The organism is Paramesorhizobium deserti (assembly GCF_001558695.1).
In the GTDB taxonomy this organism is placed as follows: domain Bacteria; phylum Pseudomonadota; class Alphaproteobacteria; order Rhizobiales; family Rhizobiaceae; genus Paramesorhizobium; species Paramesorhizobium deserti.
Map to the genome: position 1 here is coordinate 191,186 of NZ_LNTU01000039.1, position 22,925 is coordinate 214,110.

At 61.8% G+C, this 22,925-nt stretch carries 23 protein-coding genes; 8 read left to right on the forward strand and 15 right to left on the reverse strand.

From position 1 onward, the window contains the following. Nucleotides 1–53 precede the first annotated feature (53 nt). From ATN84_RS23495 to ATN84_RS23510, 4 genes are read left to right on the forward strand one after another with little or no spacing between them, the layout of a single operon-like run. The gene (locus ATN84_RS23495; RefSeq protein ID WP_068884930.1) at nt 54–1,028 is read left to right on the forward strand and encodes a TRAP transporter substrate-binding protein; all 975 of its coding nucleotides are present in this window, start codon (nt 54–56) and stop codon (nt 1,026–1,028) included. A 51-nt stretch (nt 1,029–1,079) separates the two neighbouring features. After that, nucleotides 1,080–1,613 (forward strand): TRAP transporter small permease, encoded by a 534-nt coding sequence (locus ATN84_RS23500; protein ID WP_068884931.1) that lies wholly within the window; start codon nt 1,080–1,082, stop codon nt 1,611–1,613. Then, nucleotides 1,614–2,930, forward strand: coding sequence for a TRAP transporter large permease (locus tag ATN84_RS23505; protein ID WP_068884932.1), 1,317 nt, complete (start codon nt 1,614–1,616; stop codon nt 2,928–2,930). It begins immediately after the preceding gene. A gap of 6 nt (nt 2,931–2,936) precedes the next feature. Beyond that, on the forward strand, nt 2,937–3,872 hold the full coding sequence (locus ATN84_RS23510) for a hypothetical protein (protein ID WP_068884933.1): 936 nt from the start codon (nt 2,937–2,939) through the stop codon (nt 3,870–3,872). 13 nt (nt 3,873–3,885) lie between these two features. Here ATN84_RS23510 and ATN84_RS23515 read toward each other — a convergent pair whose 3' ends face one another. From ATN84_RS23515 to ATN84_RS23540, 6 genes are all read right to left on the reverse strand, one after another. Next, nucleotides 3,886–4,785: an NAD(P)-dependent oxidoreductase gene (locus tag ATN84_RS23515; protein WP_068884934.1), complete on the reverse strand. Its 900-nt coding sequence runs from the start codon at nt 4,783–4,785 to the stop codon at nt 3,886–3,888. Between the two features lie 71 nt (nt 4,786–4,856). Continuing rightward, a complete protein-coding gene (locus ATN84_RS23520) occupies nt 4,857–5,771 on the reverse strand; it encodes an SMP-30/gluconolactonase/LRE family protein (protein ID WP_068884935.1) in 915 nt (304 codons plus the stop codon). 45 nt (nt 5,772–5,816) lie between these two features. Then, nucleotides 5,817–6,767: an ABC transporter permease gene (locus tag ATN84_RS23525; protein WP_068884936.1), complete on the reverse strand. Its 951-nt coding sequence runs from the start codon at nt 6,765–6,767 to the stop codon at nt 5,817–5,819. Then, the gene (locus ATN84_RS23530; RefSeq protein WP_068884937.1) at nt 6,764–7,711 is read right to left on the reverse strand and encodes an ABC transporter permease; all 948 of its coding nucleotides are present in this window, start codon (nt 7,709–7,711) and stop codon (nt 6,764–6,766) included. The genes ATN84_RS23525 and ATN84_RS23530 overlap by 4 nt, the downstream gene beginning before the upstream one ends. Next, the gene (locus ATN84_RS23535) at nt 7,708–9,189 is read right to left on the reverse strand and encodes a sugar ABC transporter ATP-binding protein (protein ID WP_068885034.1); all 1,482 of its coding nucleotides are present in this window, start codon (nt 9,187–9,189) and stop codon (nt 7,708–7,710) included. The genes ATN84_RS23530 and ATN84_RS23535 overlap by 4 nt, the downstream gene beginning before the upstream one ends. Before the next feature lie 109 nt (nt 9,190–9,298). Continuing rightward, on the reverse strand, nt 9,299–10,312 hold the full coding sequence (locus tag ATN84_RS23540; RefSeq protein ID WP_068884938.1) for an ABC transporter substrate-binding protein: 1,014 nt from the start codon (nt 10,310–10,312) through the stop codon (nt 9,299–9,301). Between the two features lie 285 nt (nt 10,313–10,597). Between ATN84_RS23540 and ATN84_RS23545 the strand changes: the two genes are divergently transcribed. Together ATN84_RS23545 and ATN84_RS23550 are read left to right on the forward strand one after the other, a co-directional pair. Then, nucleotides 10,598–11,827: a GAF domain-containing sensor histidine kinase gene (locus ATN84_RS23545; RefSeq protein ID WP_068885035.1), complete on the forward strand. Its 1,230-nt coding sequence runs from the start codon at nt 10,598–10,600 to the stop codon at nt 11,825–11,827. A gap of 3 nt (nt 11,828–11,830) precedes the next feature. Continuing rightward, nucleotides 11,831–12,553 carry a response regulator transcription factor gene (locus tag ATN84_RS23550; protein ID WP_068884939.1) on the forward strand — a complete coding sequence of 241 codons (723 nt, stop codon included), beginning with the start codon at nt 11,831–11,833 and terminating at the stop codon, nt 12,551–12,553. 119 nt (nt 12,554–12,672) lie between these two features. Here ATN84_RS23550 and ATN84_RS27100 read toward each other — a convergent pair whose 3' ends face one another. From ATN84_RS27100 to aztA, 9 genes are all read right to left on the reverse strand, one after another. Beyond that, nucleotides 12,673–12,819 carry a type 1 glutamine amidotransferase family protein gene (locus ATN84_RS27100; protein WP_201026435.1) on the reverse strand — a complete coding sequence of 49 codons (147 nt, stop codon included), beginning with the start codon at nt 12,817–12,819 and terminating at the stop codon, nt 12,673–12,675. 51 nt (nt 12,820–12,870) lie between these two features. Beyond that, on the reverse strand, nt 12,871–14,241 hold the full coding sequence (locus tag ATN84_RS23555) for a PepSY-associated TM helix domain-containing protein (protein WP_068884940.1): 1,371 nt from the start codon (nt 14,239–14,241) through the stop codon (nt 12,871–12,873). 39 nt (nt 14,242–14,280) lie between these two features. Next, nucleotides 14,281–14,688: a DUF2946 family protein gene (locus tag ATN84_RS23560; RefSeq protein ID WP_153020360.1), complete on the reverse strand. Its 408-nt coding sequence runs from the start codon at nt 14,686–14,688 to the stop codon at nt 14,281–14,283. Between the two features lie 104 nt (nt 14,689–14,792). Beyond that, nucleotides 14,793–15,608 carry a class I SAM-dependent methyltransferase gene (locus ATN84_RS23565; RefSeq protein ID WP_068884942.1) on the reverse strand — a complete coding sequence of 272 codons (816 nt, stop codon included), beginning with the start codon at nt 15,606–15,608 and terminating at the stop codon, nt 14,793–14,795. Continuing rightward, nucleotides 15,609–15,893, reverse strand: a complete 285-nt coding sequence (locus ATN84_RS23570) for a hypothetical protein (protein WP_068884943.1) — start codon at nt 15,891–15,893, stop codon at nt 15,609–15,611. It abuts the gene before it with no gap. Then, nucleotides 15,890–16,960, reverse strand: coding sequence for a CobW family GTP-binding protein (locus ATN84_RS23575; RefSeq protein WP_068885036.1), 1,071 nt, complete (start codon nt 16,958–16,960; stop codon nt 15,890–15,892). The genes ATN84_RS23570 and ATN84_RS23575 overlap by 4 nt, the downstream gene beginning before the upstream one ends. A gap of 130 nt (nt 16,961–17,090) precedes the next feature. Then, nucleotides 17,091–18,032, reverse strand: a complete 942-nt coding sequence (gene aztC, locus ATN84_RS23580; protein ID WP_068884944.1) for a zinc ABC transporter substrate-binding protein AztC — start codon at nt 18,030–18,032, stop codon at nt 17,091–17,093. A gap of 19 nt (nt 18,033–18,051) precedes the next feature. Then, nucleotides 18,052–18,918: a zinc ABC transporter permease AztB gene (gene aztB / locus ATN84_RS23585; protein WP_068884945.1), complete on the reverse strand. Its 867-nt coding sequence runs from the start codon at nt 18,916–18,918 to the stop codon at nt 18,052–18,054. Further along, a complete protein-coding gene (gene aztA, locus ATN84_RS23590; RefSeq protein WP_068884946.1) occupies nt 18,911–19,687 on the reverse strand; it encodes a zinc ABC transporter ATP-binding protein AztA in 777 nt (258 codons plus the stop codon). Before aztA ends, aztB begins: the two co-directional genes overlap by 8 nt. 119 nt (nt 19,688–19,806) lie before the next feature. Between aztA and aztD the strand changes: the two genes are divergently transcribed. Then, nucleotides 19,807–21,609, forward strand: coding sequence for a zinc metallochaperone AztD (gene aztD / locus ATN84_RS23595; RefSeq protein WP_068884947.1), 1,803 nt, complete (start codon nt 19,807–19,809; stop codon nt 21,607–21,609). An 87-nt stretch (nt 21,610–21,696) separates the two neighbouring features. Then, nucleotides 21,697–22,920 (forward strand): zinc metallochaperone GTPase ZigA, encoded by a 1,224-nt coding sequence (gene zigA / locus ATN84_RS23600; RefSeq protein WP_068884948.1) that lies wholly within the window; start codon nt 21,697–21,699, stop codon nt 22,918–22,920. The last annotated feature ends 5 nt before the right edge of the window (nt 22,921–22,925 follow it).

Below are 22,925 nucleotides of genomic sequence, written 5' to 3' on the forward strand. Positions count from 1 at the left end.
GAAAAATCAGGGAACCACACGACACATTTGCCAACAATGGGAGCATCAATGAGATGACGCGTTTTTCGATCTTCCTCGCCTCGACGGTTGCCGCCGTGATGACAGCGGGTACCGCCAATGCCGAAAAATGGGATATGCCGCTCGCCTATCCCGCCACCAACTTCCACTCCGAGAACGCGGCCGCCTTCGCCAAATGCGTGGGCGAAGGGACAGGCGGAGATATCGAGATCGTCACCCATCCCAACGGTTCGCTGTTCAGCGGCAACGATATCAAGCGCGCGGTGCAGACGGGCCAGGCGCCGATCGGCGAACGCCTGATTTCCGCCCATGCCAATGAGAACCCACTTTTCGGCGTCGATTCCATTCCCTTCCTCGCCACCTCCTATGAAGCATCGGACAAGCTGTGGAACGCGGCGCGCGACAAGGTCGCCAAGGCCCTGGAGGATCAGAACCTCGTCTATGTTTATGCCGTGCCGTGGCCACCGCAGGGCTTCTATTTCAAGAAGGAAGTCAACTCCGTCGCCGATATGAAGGGCGTGAAGTTCCGCGCCTATAATGCGGCGACCGCCCGCATCGCCGAACTGGCCGGCATGGCGCCGGTGCAGATCGAGGCAGCTGAGCTCAGCCAGGCACTGGCGACCGGCGTGGTGGAGAGCTTCATCTCGTCGGGATCGACGGGCGTCGATTCCAAGGCCTGGGAAAGCCTGACGCATTTCTATGACGTTCAGGCCTGGCTGCCGCGCAATGTCGTCTTCATCAACAAGGACACCTGGGACGATCTCGACGAGGCGACGCAGAAGGCGGTCTCGGATTGCGGCGACAAGATCGCCGCCGAGGGCACGAAAAAGTCTCAGGAATTATCGGCCGGCTATCTCAAGACGCTGGCGGAGAACGGCATGAAGGTCTCGCAGCCGAGCGAAATGCTCAAAGAAGAGCTCGCCGGCTTCGGCAAGACGATGACGGACGAGTGGCTGCAAAACGCCGGCGAGGACGGCAAGGCAATCATCGACGCCTATCGCGCCGAATAGTAGCCCAGAGCCCCGTCCGGGGCGTCTCCTATCTGGTCCGAAGGATCCGGAATGCCCAAAGCCGCGCATATCATCCGCCGCAGCCTCGATACTGTCTATGACGGGGCCGGAGCCCTGGCCGCCATCTGCCTGGTCGCCATCCTCCTCGTCATCAGCCTCCAGGTGATCGCCCGCTGGGCCGGCATTCCGTTTCCCGGTTCCAGCGAATATGCCGGCTATCTGATGGCCGCCGCATCCTTCCTGGCGTTCGCCCACACGCTCAACCGCGGGGCGCATATCCGCGTCAATCTGTTGTTGAGCGCATTGGGCGAGCGGCGCTTCTGGGGCGAGTTGTGGTGCCTCGCCATCGCTTCCGTGGCGTCCAGCTACCTCGCATGGTTCGCGGTCAAGACCGTCTACTGGTCGCGCAAGCTGCACGATGTCAGTCAGGGTCAGGATGCAACGCCCTTGTGGATCGTCCAGACGCCGGTGGCGATCGGCGCCGTCATTCTCGCGATCTGTTTCATCGACAATCTGGTGACGCTGTTGCTTACCCGCCGCGACAATATCCGCGCCGACCTCACCGAACAGAGCAGGGCTGAATAGATGGAACAGTTCTACGCCATCGGCCTCTTCTTGCTTGTCCTGTTCGTCCTCCTCGGCTCGGGCGTCTGGATCGGCCTTGCCCTGCTGGGCGTCGCCTATTTCGGCATGGAGATATTTACCAACCGCCCGATCGGCGACGCCATGATGACGGTGATGTGGCGCTCGGCCTCCTCCTGGTCGCTGACGGCGCTGCCGATGTTCATCTGGATGGGCGAGATCCTTTACCGCACACGCCTCTCGGAGGACATGTTCAAGGGCCTGTCGCCCTGGATGGCGCGATTGCCCGGCGGACTGATGCATACCAACATTGCCGGCTGCACGGTCTTCGCCGCAGTTTCCGGCTCGTCCGCCGCCACGCTGACCACGGTCGGCAAGATGACAATCCCCGAACTGCGCAGGCGCAATTATCCCGAACGCATGGTGATCGGCACGCTCGCCGGCGCGGCGACGCTGGGGCTGATGATCCCGCCATCGCTGACTCTGATCGTCTATGGCGTCAGCATCAATGAATCGATCACCAAGCTCTTCATCGCCGGCATCATTCCCGGCCTCGTCCTGGCGGCGATGTTCATGGTCTATGTCGGCCTCGTCTCGCGGCTTTCCAAAAGCTATGATCCGCAACCGGAGCCGCCGATGACCTTAATGGAAAAGGTCCGGCAGTCACGCTTCCTCATTCCGGTCCTTCTCCTCATCCTGCTCGTCATCGGCTCCATGTATGCCGGCATCGCGACGGCAACGGAGGCGGCGGCGATCGGCGTCATCGGCTCGCTCATCCTTGCCGTCTGGCAGGGATCGCTCACAATCAAGACATTCTTCGAAACGCTGATGGGCGCGGTGCGCACCTCGGCGATGATCGCCCTGATCCTCGCGGGCGCCGCCTTCCTGTCGCTCGCCATGGGCTTCACCGGCCTGCCGCGGGGCTTGGCGGCGGCGATTGCAGCCATGGAGCTTTCACGCTTCGAGCTCCTTTTAGTGCTGATGGCCTTCTACATTATTCTCGGCTGTTTCCTCGACGGCATCTCAATCGTCGTCCTCACCATAGCCGTCGTCGAGCCGATGATCCGCCAGGCCGGCATCGACATCATCTGGTTCGGCATCTTCGTGGTGCTGGTGGTGGAGATGGCGCAGATCACCCCGCCGATCGGCTTCAACCTGTTCGTCCTGCAAGGGATGACGGGTCATGAGATGAGCTTCATCGCGCGTGCCGCCCTGCCGATGTTCGCTATCATGCTGATGATGGTGTTCCTGCTGATCGCCTTTCCGGAACTTGCCACCTGGCTGCCCGACAATATGCGCCAGACGGCGGCCGGCGGATGATGCGGAATGATCCTCGTTGATGCGCTGGCCCATGCGGCACGCCATGGCCGCCTCATTCTCGTGCTCGGCCTTGCCGTCGGCATCGCCCTTCCCGGCTTCGCGCTCGCCATGCGGCCGTGGATCGGCGAGTTGATCGCTCTTCTTCTTTTCATCGCCGCGCTTCGCGTCGGCCCCCGTCAGGCGGTGGGCGCCTTGCGCGATCTCGGCAATTCGATCGGCATCGCCCTGCTCTTCCAGATGGCGTTGCCGCTTGCGGCGCTCCTTGTCTTCCACCTCGCCGGCTGGACGGGAGCGCTGGCAACCGCCCTGGTGCTGATGATGGCGGCCTCTCCCATCTCCGGTAGTCCGAACCTGACCATATTGACAGGTAATGACCCCGCACCAGCCCTGCGCCAGCTTGTCATCGGCACCGCGCTGCTGCCACTGACCGTCATCCCTGTCTTCTGGCTTTCGCCGGCGCTCGGCGACGTGGCGCAGGTGCTCTCGGCCGCCGGCCGGCTGCTCGCCATCATCGCGCTCGCCGCCGTCGCGGCATTTACGATCCGCTGGTTTTTCCTGAAGACGCCTTCGCTACGCACGATCGCCGCGATCGACGGCCTTTCGGCAATTGCCATGGCGGTGGTCGTCGTCGGGCTGATGTCGGCCGTCGGCCCGGCGATCTGGGAGACACCATCCACTTTCATGGTAGCGCTCGCGGTCGCCTTCGCAGGAAATTTCGGCCTGCAGATCGCCGTCGCCCTTCTCCTGCGCCGGGCCGGCAGGAAGCATCTGGCCGCACCGCTTGGCATCATCGCCGGCAACCGCAATATCGCGCTGTTCCTCACCGCACTGCCGGCGAGCGTCATCGACCCACTGCTGCTCTTCATCGGCTGCTACCAGATCCCGATGTATCTGACGCCGATCCTCATGGACTGGCTTTATCGAAAGGGGAAAGCAGCCTGACGGCACCCGAAATTCATTCCGTTAACAGCTTGACCCCGTTCATCTCAGCCACGATGTCGGAGAGCATCGGCACATAGTCCTCCGCATGGCCGGTATTGACGGCAAGCGCGTAGGAGTTGCGCACGGCCGAGCCGACCGGATTGGCAAGGCCGGCGGCATTGGCGAAGGCAGCGAGATAGGTCGTGTCCTTCAGCGCATTGACAAGCGTGAACTTGTGCGCGTCGCGGTCGCGTTCGAGGACATATTTGAAGAAGGTCTGGTAGAACAGGCAATCCATGCGGCCGCCGCGAATGACGCTGTCGAAGACGGCGGGCGTGATGCCCGCCTTGGCGCCGAGCGCCAGGGCCTCCGCATAGATCGCGGCATAGCCCATCGAGACGAAATTGTTGAGGAGCTTCATCGTATGGCCGGTGCCGACCGGCCCGGTCTTCACGATGCGCTGGCCAAAGGCCTCGAGCACCGGCCAGGCGCGCTCGACCGCCGCCGGATCGCCGCCCACCATGACGTCGAGCGTGCCCGCCTCCGCATCCTTCGGCGTGCGGCTGAGCGGCGCATCGATCAGCGTGATGCCCTTGGGCGCAAGGTCTGCGGCAAGCCTGATCGTGGAGGAAGGTTCGGATGTGGAGCAGTCGCAGATGAGCAGCGGCTTGCCGGCCGATGCCAATCCTTCCGGCCCCTTGATGGCGGCCTCCACCTGCGGACTGCCGGTAACGCAGATCACCACGATATCGCTCTTTTCGGCAAGGTCGCGCGCGCTCGTCGCTTCTGCCGCGCCACGGGCTTTCAGGTCCTCGACCGGCGCGCGGTTGCGATGTCCGAGCACGGTCAGAGGCCAGCCCTTCTCGACGATGTTCTTGGCCATGCCGTGTCCCATCAGCCCGACGCCGATGAAACCGATCCGTTCCTTGCTCATGCGGTCACTCCTCCCGTTCGCGATACTTCTTGTTCAGTCTACCCGCAGAAAGTGACGGCCGTCACCCCATATCAAGGGACCTGCGCGCCCGTTGCCGTGACATAAACCGAATAGACCGACTTCGTCGCTGCGATGAACAAGCGGTTGCGGCGCGGACCACCGAAGGTGACGTTCGCCACCACCTGCGGCACCAGAATCTTGCCTAGGAGCGTGCCATCCGGCGCAAAACACTGCACGCCATCGCCGGCGCTGGTCCATACATTCCCCTCCGTATCCACCCGCATCCCGTCCGGCACGCCCTTGCCGATGGTGCAGAACAGCCGGCCGTTGATCAGGCGCTTGCCGTCTTCGACATCGAAGACCCGGATGTGGCGCGGCAGGGCCTCGTCATTGCTCCCTCCTGAATCGGCGATGTAGAGCTTGCTCTCGTCAGGCGAAAAGGCGAGCCCGTTCGGTTGAACGAAATCGTCCACGACGGATTCGAGCGTTCCCGTTTGGGGATCGAGCCGGAAGACGTTGTGCGCCGCCTGCTCCGGCTCGGCCTTGTAGCCCTCGTAATCGGAGAGGATGCCGTAGGTTGGATCGGTGAACCATACCGAGCCGTCCGAGCGCACCACCACATCATTGGGCGAATTGAGGCGCTTGCCCTGATAGCTGTCGGCCAGGACGGTGATCGTCCCGTCGATTTCAGTGCGGGTGACACGGCGCGTGCCGTGCTCGCAGGAGACGAGCCGCCCCTGCCGGTCGCGGGTATTGCCATTGGTGAAGTTGGACGGCGCGCGAAAGGTCGAGACGCCGCCATCCGGCACCCAGCGCAGCATCCGCTGGTTCGGAATGTCGCTCCACACGAGACAATTGGCATCGGCAAACCAAACCGGCCCCTCCGCCCAGCGACAGCCGGTATAGAGCTCCTCCAGATCGGCGTTCTTGACGATGAGACGGCGAAACCGCCGGTCGTGGATCTCATAGATCGGATTGTGCAGCATGCGCCTGCTCCTCATATAAAGATTTAAAAATGGCAACGCGCGGCATCAGGCCCGCCCACGCTTTCGTCCGCCCGCCACCATGATCACCGCGATGATGATGATGCCCGTCATGACGAGGCGGATGCCCGCGCCGAGACCATAGGTGTTGAGCATGGAGACGACGAGAAACAGGAACAGCGACGCACCCCAGATGCCGGGAACGTTGGAATCGCCGCCGGCAACGGCGGTGCCGCCGATGACGACGACGGCGATCGACATCAGGAGATATTCCGAGCCCATATTGAGCGCCGCGCCTCCGGAAAAACTCGCCAGCAGATAGCCGCAGAGGGATGCAAGCACCGCACACAGCACATAGGTCGCGAGGCGAACGCCGTCGACAGGAATGCCGGCCATCCTCGCGGCGGGAATGCTCTGGCCAATGGCTGATATCCAGCGCCCGTAAACGCTTTTCTGCAACAGCACCCAGGCAATCACGGAGAGCACGAAGGCGACAATGGCGACATTCGGAATGCCGAAGAAGCTGGAAGTGGTGAAATCGGCCAGCAGCGCCGGCGGTTTGATCCGGATGCCGCGATTGGTCCAGATTGCCATCGACTGAACGATGAAGCTCATGGAAAGCGTCGCGATGATCGGCGGGATGCGCAGGAGCTTGATGAAGGCATAATTGCCGATGCCAACGGCCACACCAAGCAGAACCGCCACTCCAAGGCCAGGCAGGATCATGGCATTGTCCACACCCATCAGCTTCAGCGCCACGGTACCCGAGAGCGTCATCATTGCCGGAACGGAGAGATCGATATTGCCCGGCCCCAGCGTGATGACGAACATCTGGCCGATGCCGACGATGATCGAAAACGCCGCGAAGGTAAGTGCCGCCTGCGACAGGCCCGCCGCGCTGGCCCCGCCGGTGAACATGATCGTGATGAACCAGACGATGGCGGTCGCCGCGAAGGACCATATCCATGGCTTCTGGACAAGCAAGCGGAGCGCGTTCATCGGCCCTTCTCCCGCTTTTCGAGCCGGTTGAGAAGCAGGCGGAGCGCGAGAACGATAATCAGGATCGCGCCTTGCGCGCCGATCTGCCAGTCCGGCGAAATCCTGAGGAAAGAGAGAAACGAGCCGGCGAGCGTCAGTGTCAGGGCGCCGATCACCGCGCCGACGGGCGACACCCGGCCGCCGACGAACTCGCCACCGCCGAGAATGACGCCGGCGATGGAGAGCAGCGTATAGCGGAGCGCGATATTGGCGTCGGCCGACGTGGTCAACCCGACCAGCGCTATGCCTGCCAGAACGGCGAAGAAGGCGGCAAGTGCGTAAGCTCCTCCGCGCGCGGCAATGATCGACCAGCCGGCGCGTTCGACGGAACGGGTATTGCCGCCGACACCACGTATCAGCACGCCGAAGGACGAACGCATGACAATGAAATGCGTGACAACGGCGATGACGATGCTGGCAACGATCGCCATCGGCACGAGCGGTGGCTTGGACGTCATTAGCAACCGCGCCCAGACTGGCGCCTGGCCGCCCGGCGCCGGCAGGATCAGCACGGCGAGGCCGCCCCAGACGAAGCTCATGCCGAGGGTGACGACGATCGACGGCAATTCCCTGACATGGATGACGATACCGAGCACGGCATAGGCGGCGATCGCTGCCAGAAGGATGGCGGCGCCGATCAGCGGGTCGGTGGGCAGGAAAGTAGCAGCGACGCAGGCGACGAAACTGACGAAGGTGCCCATCGACAAATCGAGGTCGTTGACCGTCATGATCAGCATCTGCGCGATCGTCGCAAGAGTGATCGGCACAGCAAGATTGAAGAGAAGGTTGAGCCCGGTATAGCTCATGGCGCGCGGCTGCAGGTAGAAAACCGCGCACAGGAGAACGGTCAGCGACAGCGCCGGGATCAGCAGCCGGACGCTATCGGTCGATAGGTTCAATTTCATGCAACGGCTTCCCTGGTCACGGCTTCGGTAAAGGAAGCGGCGAGGATGTTTTCCTCATTGATGTCATTTCGGGTCAGTTCCGCGACGATGGCGCCCGAGTTGAAGACATAGACGCGGTCGCAGATGCAGATTTCGTCCATTTCGGTCGAATACCAGATGAAGGTCCGGCCGTTTTCGGCTTCACTGCGCACGATATCATAGACCTCTTGCTTGGTGCCGATATCGACGCCGCGCATCGGATCGTCCATCAGCACGATCGGCGCGCGGACCGCCAATGCGCGGGCAAACAGCACCTTCTGCTGATTGCCGCCGGAAAGCGACAGGATGCCGTTCTCCATATCCGGGGTGCGGATCGCGATCCTGCGCTTCCATTCCTCGCCCAGCTCCACCTCATGCCGCTCGTCGATGAGCGAAGCGCGGGAGAGATCGGTGAGCGAGGCAACACTCAGATTGTTGAGAATGCTCCATAGCGGGAAGGTGCCGTTATAGCCGCGATCGCCGGCAACGAAGGCCACCTGCGGGTTCCCGCGCCGCAGCCAATTACCGCTGCGCGAATGATAGAGGTCCACCAGCATGTCGGTCTGGCCATGCCCGCTCAACCCGGCAAGCCCGACGAGTTCTCCGCGAAAGGCCTTGAACGGCAGGCCGCGCCCGTGACGCGGCGGTAACGACAGGATGGGCTCCGATGTGGTGAGCGCGCGCGCCACCCGCGCGTCCTTCTTCTCCGCGACGACGCTTCCCATTGCCTGGACGAGCCCGGCTTGCGTGAATTCTGCGGTGGGACGATCGGCAACGACGCGGCCATCCTTCATCACCACGATGCGGGTCGCCGTCGAAAGCACTTCGCCCAGTATATGCGAGATGAAGATGACCGAGCCGCCACCCGCCACATAGGTGCGGACATGCGCCAGCAATTGCTCAGCGAGGCTCGCGTCAAGCGATGAGGTCGGCTCGTCGAGGATGACCAGCTTCGGCGCCTGACCGACATCGGCGAACGCGGTGGCGATCTCCACCATCTGCCGCTCGGCGATCGAAAGATCGCCAACAGCGCGGGAACAATCGATGCGGTGGCCGGGAAAAATCTCGTCGAGCTTGCTCCGGATGGCTGCGGCGGCCCGGCCGCGCCAGCCCCAGCCGGTGAGCGCGCGGTGCATGATCCGGGTGTTTTCAATAACCGTCAGGTTCGGACAGAGCGACAATTCCTGGAAGACACAGCGTATGCCGTGGCCGCGCGCAGCAGCGATCCCTGTGCGGCCACGCTCCTCGCCTTTATAGGCGATCGTGCCCTCATGCGGCGAAAGTCCGCCATTGATGACATTGACGATGGTCGATTTGCCCGCGCCATTATGGCCGACGAGGCCGACGCATTCGCCCGGCCGAATGACGAGATCGACGCCGGCAAGCGCGCGCACCGCGCCGAAGCTGACCTTGACGTCCCGCGCCTCGACCACCGGCACGGATTGGGAATGGCTGTTCATGGCCTGGTTCAAGGGCTCTGTTATCCGGATTTCACGTGGCTTCATCCGCCCTGCAGCGGATGAAGCCGAATTGGCGGGGCGGTGCTCCGGTTGAGCACCGGCCGTCCGTTCACTTTGCGCTGTCGATCACCTTCTGGGCATCTTCCAGCGTATATTCGACATTGGCGACGCCGCCCTGCGGGGTCTTCTCCAGATTGGCCTCGAGATTGTCCTGGTCGATGCGCAGGAACGGCACGACGAGGTCCTTCTTGACCTCCTTGCCGTCGAGGATCTGCTGGGCGACCCAGAAGGCGAGCGTTGAGACGCCGGGCGCGATGGAAACCGACATGGTTTCGTAGCCGTTGGCGTCCTTCTGCTCCTTCCACCAGGCAAGCTCGTCCTGGCGGTTGCCCATGATGATGATGGGCGTCGGGCGCTTGGCGGCGGCAAAGGCCTGCGCCGCGCCATAGCCGTCGCCGCCCTGCGTCACCACGGCAGCGATTTCCGGCAGGCTCGGCAGGATGCCGGCGACGGCGCGCTGCGCGACATCCTGCGCCCAGTCGCCATGGACCGACCCGGCGATCTTGAACTGCGGGTTTTCCGCGACACCTTCATGGATGCCGCCCGAAATCGCGTCATCGACGAAGACGCCCGCCAGCCCGCGGATTTCCAGAAGATTGCCGCCGTCGGAAAGCCGCTTGGCGAGATATTCGATCTCGCTACGCCCCATTTCCTTGAAATCGACGGCGATGCGCCAGGCGCAAGGCTCGGTGACGATGCCGTCGAAGGAGACGACGGTGATGCCAGCATCGCAGGCTTCCTTCACCGCACCGTTGAGCGCCGTCGGAGATGCGGCGTTGAGGACGATCGCGTCATAGCCCTGCAGGATCATGTTCTGAATCTGCGCGGCCTGCTCGGTCGCCTGGTTCTCCGCCGTGGTGAAGGCGTCGGCGGCGGACACGACGCCGGCCTTCACCGCTTCACCGGTCACCTTTTCCCAGCTCGTCAGCATCGCCTGACGCCAGGAATTGCCGGCATAATTGTTGGAAAGTGCTATCTTCTTGTCAGACGTATCCGCCAACGTCGCCGCTGGAAACGCGCACGCTATCGCCACCGATGCCAGGAGCATCTTTCTGATATTCATTGTCTCTCTCCCTCATGGCCCGCCGTTGCGACTGGCCCGCTATGTCCTCTTCCCCTCGTGGGGTAGAACCGCCTTTGAAACTGAGCTTCCTCCTCTCAGTGCCGGCAGGATGACGAAGATCGGTGGTATTGTACAGGCGCATTGAGGCAACCCATTTGCGGTATGTTCTCAAAAATCTGCGGGATCCCGCAAGACGGAATGGCCCTGAAAAGCGCTAAATCGGGTATAGAGGTGGTGCCTATCGCCGGGGAGAGGCGAGACGGGACGATGGAGGAGGAAGCGCAGATGCTCAGTCCGGCGCCTGCCAGGCTTTTGGACCATTATATCGGCATATCGCGGCTATTGGCCGGGCAGCTCGATTTCCATTCGGCCATCCAGGCGGTGGCGGCCGAGATCAGCCACATCATCCCGCACGATCATCTCGATGTGTGCATCATCATGCTCGACGGCAAATATCACACCGCCTATGAAACCGGGCTGGAGACCGCCTGGGGCAAGCCGCCGCCGGCGCCGCTTGCCGGCAGTCCAATCCGGACGGTGCTCTGGGGCGAGGATGAATTTCTCCTGACAGGCGACGCCTGCAACGATCCGCGATTCCATTTCGAAGGCGCCTTTTCCGCGCCCATCCAGCAGCAATCGCTTCGCAGCCGGCTGCATGTGCCCCTGAAGGTGCGGGGCGACGTCATCGGCGCGCTGAGCTGCTCGAGCCGCACCGCCGATCTTTATACGATGCAGGATGTCCACAACGCCCAGCCGATCGCCGATCTGCTGGCGCCCTATTTCTTCGCGCTTCGCGCGGCGGAGCAGGCACAGCGCTCCGCAATCGTGGAGGCGGAAGCCCGCGCGCGCGAGGAGGGCCTGCGCCTCGGCGCGTTGCGGCTGACCGAGGCGCTGGAGACCGAAAGACAGCGCATCGGCATGGACCTGCACGACCAGACGCTTGCCGACCTCACCCGGCTGGCGCGGCGGATCGAGCGGCTGACGCATCTGCCGGAGGTTACAGGGGAAACACTGGAGCCAGTGTCGCGCGGATTGCAGCAATGCATGCAGGACCTCCGCCAGATCATCGAGCAGGCGAAGCCTACCGTCCTCCAGCTTTTCGGCTTCGCGCAGGCGGTGGAAAATCATCTCCACCGCTCGGTCAGCGAAAGCGATTCCTACATCGACTGGCAATTGACGGATGATACCGGCGGGGCGATCGACAAGCTCGACCAGACGGTGAGCATCGCGCTTTTCCGCATCGTCCAGGAAGCCATCAACAATGCCGTCCGCCACTCGCGCGCGAGCCGGATATCGGTCTGGCTCCATGTCGTGAAGGGCAACATCGCGATCGAGATCAATGATGATGGACAGGGATTGGAAATCGCCGGCGGGCGAACCGGCAGCGGCCTGGAGAACATGCGCACCCGCGCACGGCTGATCTCCGCCAAATTCGATATCAGGACAAATGCGGAGATGGACGGAACCTGCGTCAGCGTCATGTTTCCGGTGCCCGCATCCGATCATGGGAGGTGAAAGATGAAGGTTCTGATCGTCGAGGATGATCCGCTGCACCGCTCCTATCTGCACGAGGCCGTGCGCGCGGCGCTGCCGGAATGCGACAGCGTCATCGAGGCGGAGAACGGAACCGTGGGCGAGCGCATCGCGCGCGAATATAAATCCGCCCATATCGTCATGGACCTGCAGATGAGCCCGCGCAACGGGATCGAGGCGGCCCGGACCATTTGGAAGGAGCGGCCGGAAACCCGTATCCTGTTCTGGTCCAACTATTCGGACGAGGCCTATGTGCGCGGCGTCTCGCGCATCGTGCCCGATGGCGCGGCCTATGGCTATGTCCTGAAATCGGCTTCCGACGACCGACTCAAGCTGGCGCTGCGCAGCATCTTCATCGAGGCGCAATGCGTGATCGACCGCGAGGTGCGCGGCATGCAGCAGAAGAGCCTCGGGCAAACGAACGGCTTCACCGATTCCGAATATGAGATTCTGGTCGATATCGCGCTCGGCCTCACCGACCGCGCCATCGCCCGCCGCCGTAATCTGTCGCTGCGCAGCGTGCAGAACCGACTGCAGCATCTCTATGAGAAGCTCGGCGTCCATCATCCATCCATGCCGGAGCACGAGGAAGGGCGGTTCAACCTGCGCTCGCGCGCCGTCACGGTCGCCTTTCTCAGGAAGCTCCTGAACTATAGCGCCCTGGAGCGGGCCGAAGCCGAACTCGGAGAGTGGCTTCGCACCCGTTAGATATTAGCTATTCTTGTTTTGGTGGAAACACCAGGCGCCCTGGCCTTCGAGGCTCCCCTCGACAAGTCCAGGCTCGCACCTCAGGATGAGGCTACCGCGACATTGCAACCCCTTCACCCTCATGGTGAGGTGGGAGCGTGAAAGCTGCCAAGCAGGCTGGCCGCTCCGAGAACCAACGGGCCGGAGCAGACGCCGGCGATGCATTTCGCTCTCGCACCGCGATCGACCATGAAGGCCAGCATCTCGGGATCGCTTGCCGCCGCCACCGTGTCGTCCGGCTGGGGATGATACCGATGCGAGCGGGCCGGTGGCCACGGTCAAGTCTTTCTCCGTCGCGACAGGCGAAAGAGGATCTGATCAGCCGTCAACATGAAGATCAGCGTCAGGCCGACCAGCGGAAAGATGATGCCGCCCACGGCGAGGATGGCGATAAGGCCGCGGAGCACCCAGCGGTCGGATGGCATCGGCGGCACGCCCAGCGAGCCCTTCGGCCGCCGCTTCCACCACATGATCCCGGCAGAAACGGCAAGCACGACGATTCCCGCGCATGCGGCGAGCAGGACAAGCTGGTTCGCACGGCCGAACTCCTGCCCCATATGCACGTTGATGCCCCATTCCAGTCCTTTGCCGAGTAGCCCGTAATCCGCGAAGCTCATGTCGATGAGTGGCTTGCCCGAATATTGGTCAAGATGAACCACTCGTTGCTGCGAGAGATCGTCGGGATAGACCGAGCCGGTGTAAACACCCTCCGGCGTCGCCGGAATATTGACCGCATAACCGCGATGAAGGCCGAGTTCATCGAATATGGCGATGGCCCGGTCTAGCCCGATTGGCCTCGTCCCGTGATCGTGCGCCGGAGATTGCGGCATTTGTGCCTGTTCGAGCGACCATGTGGTCTTGGCCAGATGATCGAGATGCTCGTCGGACATCGGCACGGCGATGCGGACGCCCGCCGGATAGCCGAAATTGTTGCCGTTCGCCCATTCATTGACCTTGGCGCCCCAGACGCCCGACCAGGGCATTCCCGTCACAGCAAGGAATAGGATGAAGAAGCCGGCGAAAATGCCCGTCACGGCATGCAGGTCGCGCCAGAAGACACGGCGCTTCGGCGTTCCGCGCACCGTTACCACCCCGCCCGTCTGCCGGCGCGGCCACCATAGATAAATGCCGGTCAGGACGAGCAGGATCGACCAGCCGCCGGCGATCTCGATCAGCGCCCGCGTGAAGGAGCCGAAATATTTGAGGCTGTGCAGATAGCGGATCGTCCACATGATAGTGCCGCGGTCGGAAAGCGCACCCAGAACCTTGCCGCTGTAAGGATCGACATAGACGGCAAGCTTCTCGCCGCCGGGACGCGCGACGGTGATTTCGGCGGATGCGGTGGTTTCAGGCGGATCGGTGAACTTGACCGCCGTCCCGGGATGGGCGGCGAGCGCGGAAGCGACCATTGCCGAAGGCGCGACCCGGCTTATACTTTCCTGCGCGACGACGCGTTTCAGGTCGCTGTGCACGATGGCGTCGATCTCATCGCGGAACAGATAGAGCGCGCCGGTGACGGCGAGCGTGATCATGAAAGGCAGAACGAGCAGGCCTGCATAGAAATGCCAGCGCCATACAGCGCGATAAAGATCGGACGCGGACCGCATGGCTGCGCCAGCATCGCCCCGCCCGAGTGTCAGATCGGACATTGAATCTCTCCAAACGTGGTTCTTGAATCTGAACGGAGGTCAGAGAGAAAGCGGCGGCGCCCTTGGCTCGCCGATCAGGCCGCGAAGGAATGGCCGCTGGGAGCCGAAAAAGGCCGTATCGACCTTCCCCGCATCGGAACGAAACAACGCCGGCATGCCGGGACCGGCATTGAGGACTGCCGTGGTTGTGCCCGAAACAAGCTGGCAGAGCGAGGCGCAAGGGCACTCCGGCGCCTTCTTTTGCGGCAGATCGCCCTGCCCCTCGCTTTCAAGAACATTCGCCCCGTCCGCTGCGCAGATGACATGGAGCGGATCCGCCGCCGAAGCGGCCATGGCGCTCTGGGCCAGAGCGCCGAGCAGGCTCTGCAGCACCAGAAGCCAGACAATCAGCACGGCAAAAGCGCCTGCCGACAGCCTGTCTTTTAGAAGATACCGCATATGTTTCATGCTTAACGCCTGCCACACATTCGTCGAATTGTCATTGCGGCAAAACAACTATCGGCACATTTGCATTCATGATTGACGGCGATCGAACGGAACGCAGCCGTGATCTATTGCACGGTTTTGTCCGCAAATGCGCCTGTTCGCAGGGGATCGGGACGCGACGCCACAAGGATAAAACGCCGGTAGAACAATGTCCTCAGCCTGTTGCGCAATTCCGCTTTCCGACGTTGCGCCTTGACGATCGCGCCACGCGTGGGCAGTCGTATGTCCTTAAAGCCGGCTTCCTCCACCAGAGGCACGAGCCTTTCGACCGTGAGTCCGTCACCGAACGGAAGGCGCTTCATGATGTCTGCGTGCCGTTCACTCATCGCCCCGTCGTAGTGGGGATCCTGGCCGATGAAGCGTTCCAGTACGCGAACCGCCAGGGAGGCCAGCTTCCCCACCGGCGTCAGCTTCGCCCAGTCCCCATCGAAGACGAGCAGCCGGCCGCCGGGCTTCAAGACGCGGAACCAGTCGGCAAGCGCCTGCTCCGGTTCCGTCAAGGTCCAGACGAGATGCCGGCAGATGACTGCGTCATAGGTTTCGTGGGGTTCCATTGTGCGTTCGGCATCGGCGAGAATGAAGCGCACGCGTTCGTTGCCCGCGTGCTTGGCGCGCGCAACGTCAAGCATCGCCTCCGAAAAGTCGAGCGCCGTCACCTCATGGCCGAGGGAAAGCAGGACTTTCGTCACCTCGCCGGTGCCGCAGGCAAGTTCCAGCACCTTTTGCGGCGCGGCCCCGATCGCATCGCGCACCGCAGCCGCCCAGGCATCCAGTTCCGATCCGGGCGGGATGCGATGTCCGAAAGCCAGGTCGAAGGTCCGCGAGCGCTTCGACCAGTACTCGCGGATGTCTTCCTTCAGATCATGATTGCGGATGTCCATTCATCCCTCCCCTGAGGCCGCGCCGAAAGTGAGCGCTATATCGTCCCGCGTGACGTCATGCAGCGCCTTATGGACCGAGACCTGAATTGTTCGCCCCCCTTGCATAACCAGAACAACCGTCTCCTTCGGCGGGCAACCGGGTACATGGCAGGCGAGTTCATTCACCGAGACGACAGCATCATCGGGCAGAGCAAGCGCCTCCCGCGTCCATTTTTTGATAGCGCGCGCATGGCTTATCACCGCAGGTGTGCCCCGCGCCAGCGGATTGACGAAGGGGCGGCTCATGCTGATCTCCGTTGCTTTCTGGATGAACGCGGCGCCAATACCTCGAAAAGGTCGCGGATCGGTTTTAGCGGCATGTCTTGCCCGATCAGAACCACGCGGCTGCGGCGGTCATCATCCGGCCATCGGTCGAGGCGCTGCCGGGGATAGAGCCGACGCTTTACCGCATGGGCGATCAGAGGACGCTCCGGATCTTCGGTAAGGGCGAATATGCCTTTCAGGCGCAGCAGACCGGAATCGGTATTGCTTGTTACAATGTGGAGGAAGGTATCGACCGCACGCGGATCGAGCGGCACGTCATGAATAAGACTGATTGCTTCGATCTTGTCGCCATGCCTGTTCGGATCATGGGCGTGGTCCGGATGCCCGACAAGCGCCTCCATCGCAAGCCATCCGGGAACGTCCTCGGCTTTGCCGGATATGGAATAGCCGCGCACGCCGAATAGAGCCGGCAAATCGAAACCGGCTCCATGGCGGTCATGATAATGGGCAGCCGGGTTCAGCATGCGAAGGTCCTCGATCCCGTCGTAACGCTCGCCAAGAAGATCGGTTTTCGTCAGGACGACGTGATCGGCGAAGGCCAGTTGCTTCCAGCCTTCGAGGAAGCTCTCGAGCGTCGTGCGGCCCGCTATGGCATCGAACGCCGTAATCACTTCCGTGAGGTAATAATGGCGGGCAACGACATGGTCTCTCAACCCCATGGCCGTCACGCCTCCGGAAATGATGCTGTTGATGATGGGGCCCGGATCGGCGAGCCCTGTGGTCTCGATCACCACGCGCGAGACGATCGGTATTTCATTGCGAAGCCGCGCTTCATGCAATTCGTAGAGCGACTGCCGGATATCGCCGGTCGCCGTGCAGCAGATACAGCCAGTCGTGGTGCGGAAATAGGTTTCGGAACCGGCACGAACGAGATCATGATCGATCGGAACAGTTCCGAACTCGTTGATGATGACGGCTGTCCCGGCCATCCGGGAATCGGCGAGAATCTCATTGAGCAGCGTCGTCTTGCCCGAACCAAGGAAGCCGGTCAGAAGCGTTACGGGCACGGGATCATAGAGCCGCTTCATCTCATTATCCAGCGCCTCGTTATCCGGTTTGCGCCGCCGCGCGAACAACCTGCTTATCATGGTGTCCTGCCCTGGTTTAACGGGGTGAATAAGAGACTTGCCCAGCCTAATACCGGGCAAGCCCGCTCGATCAGCTTCCGAGGATGGCGTTCTTGATCGTGTTCACGTTGTAGCGGAACATGTCGATATAGGTGGGCGCCGGACCGTCGCTTCCCGAAAGCGCGTCGGAATAGAGCGTGCCGCCGACTTTCAGGCCTGTTTCCCTGGCGATTTGCTCAACGAGGCGCGGATTGGTGATGTTCTCGACGAAGATCGCGGACGCCTTGTCTTCCCTCACCTGATCGATGAGCTTGGCGACATCGGCTGCGGACGCTTCAGCTTCCGTGGAAATTCCCTCTGGTGCAATAAACTTCAGCCCATATTCGTGCTGGAAATAGCCAAATGCATCATGCGAGGTGATGACCGTCCGCTTTCCTTCCGGGATCGACGCGATGGTGGCTTTCACCTCGGTCTGGAGTGCGGCAAGCTTCGCGAGATAGGTCTTGGAATTCTCCGTATAGGTGGGGCAGCCGGCCTTGTCCGCCGCGCAGAAGGCGTCGGCGATGTTCTTCACATAGATTTCCGCGTTCGGGATCGATTGCCAAGCATGCGGGTCGAACTCGCCATGATGATGGTGGCCTTCATGACCATGATCGCCATGTGCGTGACGATGTTCCTCTTCTTCGGCCTTGAGCGGCTCGATGCCCTTGCTCACCTCGACCACGGGAGCCTTGGTGCCGCTGGCTTCGATCAGGCGCGACATGAAGCCTTCGAACTGGAGGCCGTTGACCAGCACGACATTGGCCTTTTCCAGCGAAGCGGCGTCCGCCGGGCGCGGCTCATAGACATGGGCGTCACCATCGGGACCGACCAGCGAAGTGATCTTCACCCGATCTCCGCCGACATTCTTCGCCAGATCGGCGATGATGGAGAAACTCGCCACCACTTTCAGGTCGGCGGCCGAGGCGGCGGTGGCGAAGCCGCAAAGGGTAAGCAGGCTGGCGCAGGTGACAAGGCGTAACGTCCTGAACATGGAAATCTCCTTCTATCGATCAGGCTGTTTTGTGGCGGCCGGAGGTGAGGGCGCTGGCAAGCATCCCCCGCCGGCCCGCCAGGGCGGAAAACGCATAGATGACGCCGGCCGTCAGGATGATTGCCGGCCCTGAAGGCATGGCGGCGTGATAGGAAAGGAGCAGGCCGCCGATTGACGAAACCACGGCGATTGAAATCGCGATCAGGCACATGGCGCGGACCTCGTTCGACCAGAAACGGGATGCGGCCGCAGGCAACATCATCAATCCCACCGACAACAGGGTCCCGAGCGCCTGGAAGCCGCCCACGAGATTGAGCACGACCAGGATCAGAAAAAGAAAATGCACCGGCGCGCCTATCCGGCTCACGGAGCGAAGGAAAAGCGGATCAAGGCATTCCGCCACCAGTGCGCGCCAGAAAATCAGCAGAACGACGAAGGTGACGAGGGCAATGCTGACGATCAGGGCCAAGGCTGCGTCGTTCAACGCCAATACTGATCCGAAGAGGACATGCATGAGATCGACACTCGAGCCTCGCCAGGAGACCAGCAAGACACCGACGGCAAGAGAGATCAGATAGAAGGCCGCCATCGAGGCGTCCTCCTTCTGGATGGTGAAGCGGGCGACCACGCCGGAACCGAGCGCGACGAGCAGCCCAACCAGCAAACCACCGATTGTCATGGGAATGATGTCGAGGCCGAAAAACACGAAGCCGAGGGCTGCGCCCGGAAGAATGGCATGCGCCATCGCGTCGCCCGTCAGGCTCATCCGCCGCAACATCAGGAAAACGCCCACCGGCGCGCAGCTCACCGAAAGGACCAACGAACCGAACAGCGCGCGCTGCATGAAACCATATTGCAGAAACGGGGAAAGCAGCATGTCAAACATGCGCGGCAACCTTCCCGTATTTCCGATCAAGGACCGCCGCCTGCTCTTCGCACCACCCGGACGCGTCGTCCCATGCTTCCTGAAATCCTCTCGCTCGGGCGAGATTATCGCGCGTGAGCACCTCCGGCGTCGGCCCCCACGCCACCGGCTTTCTTGCCATCAGAAGAGTTCTTGGAAAATGCTCACGCACAAGCGCATGGTCATGGAGGACGCACAGCACCGTCCTCCCTTCCGCGACCCAACCCTTTATTAGCGCGACAAGATCGACGATTGTACGCGCGTCCACGGCATTGAACGGCTCATCCAGCAGGATGAAGTCCGCATCCTGAACCATGGTGCGCGCGAACAGTGCCCGCTGCATCTGGCCGCCGGAAAGGCTGTCCAGCGCGCGTTTCTCGAAGCCGTCCAGGCCCACCGCATCGAGGCAGCGGCCAAGCGCCACCCGGTCGTCAGCCGAGACGCGCCCCAAAAGGCCGCGCTTCTGCCAATACCCAAGTGAGACGAGATCGATCACGCGGGCTGGAAACGTTCGGTCGAGCTCGGATTGCTGCGGGAGATAAGCCAGCCGCTTGAAGCGCGTCACGCATGAGCCGCTGATCGGCTTGAGGATGCCGGCGATGCCCTTCATCAGTGTGGATTTGCCCGATCCATTCGCGCCGACGATCGCCGTCAGCGACCCCGATTTGACCTCGCCGCTCAGGTGATGAACGGCGGCGTGGCCCTCATAGCCAAGCGTCAGGTTTTTGAATTCTACGCAAATGTCGCTCATCGCATCCTCGGGGATTGACAGCGACTGCATATGTAATGTTATTACGTTCGTCAAATAAAAAGTAACGAAATAACGTATCAGACGCACCCTTCCCGTCCTGCATCCAAGAAAGGAACCCCATGAGACTGTCTCTCGCCCGAAGCCCACTGACGGCTGCAGTAGCCGCGACGTTTGTCCTCACCGCGCAGGGCGCGCTTGCAGATGACGATCCCGAAACGAAGAAAGCCTGGCGCCTGTTTGTCGCCGACCATACGCAGCCGATCGTCCGTGCCATCGATTTCGAAACCGGCAAGGAGCTTGGCCGCTATGATGTGAAGGGCCATGCGGCGCTGACCGCCAGCGCCTCCGGCCAGACCATATTCGCCACCCAATCGGAACATGACATGGTGAATGTCATCAAGAGCGGCATCGAATTTTCCGATCATGGCGATCATCGCGATCTGGACGTCTCGGATGTCGCGCTTCTTCCGGTTACCTTGCAAGGCCCGCGCCCGAGTCATGTCGTCCCGCACGGGGACCATGCGGTCATCTTCTACGACCGGGGCGGCAAGGCGGACATTATCGATGAAGCGGCACTCCTCGAAGGCAGGACGGACGTCCGTAGCGTCGATACGACAAAGCCCCATCACGGTGTTGCCGTGACCATGGGACGTCACGTCCTTGTCTCCGTCCCGGACACGCAAGCCGACACACCGCCGGACAAGCTGCCACCCCGTATCGGTCTGCGGGTTGTAGACAAGGACGGCAAGCAGGTCGGCGAGATGGCCAAATGCACCGACCTGCATGGCGAGGCGACCTCCGCGCGCCTCGTTGCTTTCGGCTGCAAGGAAGGCGTGCTCGTCGCCCGTCCGGGCGGCGCCGACGGTCCGAAGCTGGAGATGGTCCCCTACCCCACCGATTTCCCCAAGGGCTATACCAGCACGCTGCTCGGCGGCAAGGCGATGCAGTTTTTCCTTGGCAATTACGGAGAGGATAATGTCGTCCTCATAGACCCGGATAATGAGAGCCCCTACCGGCTGGTCGAGCTTCCAACCCGGCGCGTGGATTTCCTGCTCGATCCGGCAACGCTTCGCAATGCCTATATCCTGACTGAAGACGGCAACCTTCAGGTGCTCGACGTCATCAAGGGCGAGATCGTCCGCAAGGGCAAGGTCACCGAACCCTACAGCAAGGATGGCCACTGGCGCGATCCGCGTCCGCGCCTGGCAGTTGCCGATGGCCAAATCGCGATCACCGATCCGCGGCACTCGACCGTCCGGGTGATCGATCCCGAAACGCTAAAGGAAATCCGAACGATTCCGGTGGAAGGCCAGCCCTTCTCGGTCGTCGCCGTCGGCGGTTCCGGGGCTGACCACGGGCACAGCCATGACCATGCTCATGATCATGATAACCCGGTCTACAAAGGCTATTTTGACGACAGCCAGGTCAAGGAGCGCGCCCTGTCGGACTGGGCGGGCGATTGGCAATCGGTCTATCCCTATCTGCGGGATGGAACGCTCGATCCGGTGATGGCGCACAAGGCAAAGCAGGGTGACCAGTCCGCGGACGAATACCGGGCCTATTACGAAATCGGCTACCGGACGAACGTCGAGCGGATCGAGATTAAGGGCGACACGGTAGAGTTCTTTGAGAACGGGAAGCCGCTTGAGGCCCGCTATGCCAACGACGGCTATGAGATCCTGACATATAAGAAAGGCAATCGCGGCGTGCGCTTCATCTTCAAGAAGATAGCGGGTGACGAAGCCGCCCCTCAATACATTCAGTTCAGCGACCACAAGATCGCACCTGAGGCCGCCGACCACTATCATCTCTACTGGGGCAACGATCGCGCCGCCTTGCTGGAGGAAGTGACGAACTGGCCGACTTACTATCCATCCTCCTTGAGCGCGAAGGAGATCGTGCGTGAAATGATGGCGCACTGACCGGGGCATCCACTCACATCGCCTGCGTCCGGCCATCAGGCCGGGCGCGTCCTCTCCAAAATATCCGGAAGATCAAGGGGTTCCGCCATGCTCGACACAGCCAAATCCTCCAATCGCCTTCCCGTCACGGTCCTCTCCGGCTTCCTCGGAGCCGGCAAGACGACGCTTCTCAATCACATCCTCGCCAACCGTGAGGGAATGCGTGTCGCCTTGATCGTCAACGACATGAGCGAGGTCAATATCGACGCCGCGCTGGTGCGTGATGGCGGAGCGAACCTTTCCCGCACCCAGGAGCAGCTCGTGGAAATGACCAATGGCTGCATCTGCTGCACCTTGCGGGACGATCTTCTCAACGAGGTTCGGGCGCTCGCCGAAGCGGGCCGCTTCGACTATTTGCTGATCGAATCGACCGGCATCGCCGAACCCCTCCCGGTGGCCGCGACCTTCGACTTTCGCGACGAGAATGGCCACAGCCTTTCAGACCTCGCCCGGCTGGACACGATGGTGACGGTCGTCGATGCCGCCAATCTCCTCAAGGATTACGCCTCGTCGGACTTCCTGTCCGACCGCGGCGAAACGGCCGGCGACGGCGACAACCGCACGCTTGTCGATCTGCTCGTCGAACAGATTGAATTCGCCGATGTCGTTATTCTCAACAAGATCAGCACCGCCACGCCGGACCAGCGCGACGCCGCCCGCAAGATCATCGTCGCGCTCAATCCTGATGCGAAGCTGATCGAAGCCGATTTCGGCAAAGTCGATTTGAAGGAGGTGCTGGGCACAAACCGCTTCGACTTCGCCAAGGCCGAAACACATCCCCTCTGGTTCAAGGAACTGCATGGTTTCCTGGACCATGTACCGGAGACGGAGGAATATGGCATCCGCTCCTTCATCTACCGCGCCAGAAAACCCTTCGATCCGATGCGCTTCCAGGCATTCATAGACAAGCCATGGCCCGGTGTCGTCAGGGCCAAGGGCTTCTTCTGGCTCGCGACGCGGCCACATTATGTCGGGGAAATCAGCCAGGCGGGGGCACTGGTGCGCACCGGCAAGACGGGGCTGTGGTGGTCATCCGTCCCGAAGGAACGCTGGCCACAGGATCCGGGCTTCCTTCAGATAATGAAGCCTTATCTTGATCCCGTCTGGGGCGACCGGCGGCAAGAGATCGTCTTCATCGGCGCCGATCCGATGGATGAAGCCAAAATCCGCGCCGAACTTGACGCGTGCCTTATGGACAGCCCGGTTTTCGTGCCGGAGCTCTGGCGCAATCTTCCGGACCCGTTCGCAAGCTGGGAGCGGAGCGCCGCATGAACATG

What these genes read in the sequence shown, in the direction of transcription:
- ATN84_RS23495 (WP_068884930.1), top strand. Translation starts at nt 54, where the DNA reads ATGACGCGTTTTTCGATCTTCCTCGCCTCGACGGTTGCCGCCGTGATG.
- ATN84_RS23500 (WP_068884931.1), top strand. Translation starts at nt 1,080, where the DNA reads ATGCCCAAAGCCGCGCATATCATCCGCCGCAGCCTCGATACTGTCTAT.
- ATN84_RS23505 (WP_068884932.1), top strand. Translation starts at nt 1,614, where the DNA reads ATGGAACAGTTCTACGCCATCGGCCTCTTCTTGCTTGTCCTGTTCGTC.
- ATN84_RS23510 (WP_068884933.1), top strand. Translation starts at nt 2,937, where the DNA reads ATGATCCTCGTTGATGCGCTGGCCCATGCGGCACGCCATGGCCGCCTC.
- ATN84_RS23515 (WP_068884934.1), bottom strand. Translation starts at nt 4,785, where the DNA reads ATGAGCAAGGAACGGATCGGTTTCATCGGCGTCGGGCTGATGGGACAC.
- ATN84_RS23520 (WP_068884935.1), bottom strand. Translation starts at nt 5,771, where the DNA reads ATGCTGCACAATCCGATCTATGAGATCCACGACCGGCGGTTTCGCCGT.
- ATN84_RS23525 (WP_068884936.1), bottom strand. Translation starts at nt 6,767, where the DNA reads ATGAACGCGCTCCGCTTGCTTGTCCAGAAGCCATGGATATGGTCCTTC.
- ATN84_RS23530 (WP_068884937.1), bottom strand. Translation starts at nt 7,711, where the DNA reads ATGAAATTGAACCTATCGACCGATAGCGTCCGGCTGCTGATCCCGGCG.
- ATN84_RS23535 (WP_068885034.1), bottom strand. Translation starts at nt 9,189, where the DNA reads ATGAACAGCCATTCCCAATCCGTGCCGGTGGTCGAGGCGCGGGACGTC.
- ATN84_RS23540 (WP_068884938.1), bottom strand. Translation starts at nt 10,312, where the DNA reads ATGAATATCAGAAAGATGCTCCTGGCATCGGTGGCGATAGCGTGCGCG.
- ATN84_RS23545 (WP_068885035.1), top strand. Translation starts at nt 10,598, where the DNA reads ATGCTCAGTCCGGCGCCTGCCAGGCTTTTGGACCATTATATCGGCATA.
- ATN84_RS23550 (WP_068884939.1), top strand. Translation starts at nt 11,831, where the DNA reads ATGAAGGTTCTGATCGTCGAGGATGATCCGCTGCACCGCTCCTATCTG.
- ATN84_RS23555 (WP_068884940.1), bottom strand. Translation starts at nt 14,241, where the DNA reads ATGTCCGATCTGACACTCGGGCGGGGCGATGCTGGCGCAGCCATGCGG.
- ATN84_RS23560 (WP_153020360.1), bottom strand. Translation starts at nt 14,688, where the DNA reads ATGAAACATATGCGGTATCTTCTAAAAGACAGGCTGTCGGCAGGCGCT.
- ATN84_RS23565 (WP_068884942.1), bottom strand. Translation starts at nt 15,608, where the DNA reads ATGGACATCCGCAATCATGATCTGAAGGAAGACATCCGCGAGTACTGG.
- ATN84_RS23570 (WP_068884943.1), bottom strand. Translation starts at nt 15,893, where the DNA reads ATGAGCCGCCCCTTCGTCAATCCGCTGGCGCGGGGCACACCTGCGGTG.
- ATN84_RS23575 (WP_068885036.1), bottom strand. Translation starts at nt 16,960, where the DNA reads ATGAAGCGGCTCTATGATCCCGTGCCCGTAACGCTTCTGACCGGCTTC.
- aztC (WP_068884944.1), bottom strand. Translation starts at nt 18,032, where the DNA reads ATGTTCAGGACGTTACGCCTTGTCACCTGCGCCAGCCTGCTTACCCTT.
- aztB (WP_068884945.1), bottom strand. Translation starts at nt 18,918, where the DNA reads ATGTTTGACATGCTGCTTTCCCCGTTTCTGCAATATGGTTTCATGCAG.
- aztA (WP_068884946.1), bottom strand. Translation starts at nt 19,687, where the DNA reads ATGAGCGACATTTGCGTAGAATTCAAAAACCTGACGCTTGGCTATGAG.
- aztD (WP_068884947.1), top strand. Translation starts at nt 19,807, where the DNA reads ATGAGACTGTCTCTCGCCCGAAGCCCACTGACGGCTGCAGTAGCCGCG.
- zigA (WP_068884948.1), top strand. Translation starts at nt 21,697, where the DNA reads ATGCTCGACACAGCCAAATCCTCCAATCGCCTTCCCGTCACGGTCCTC.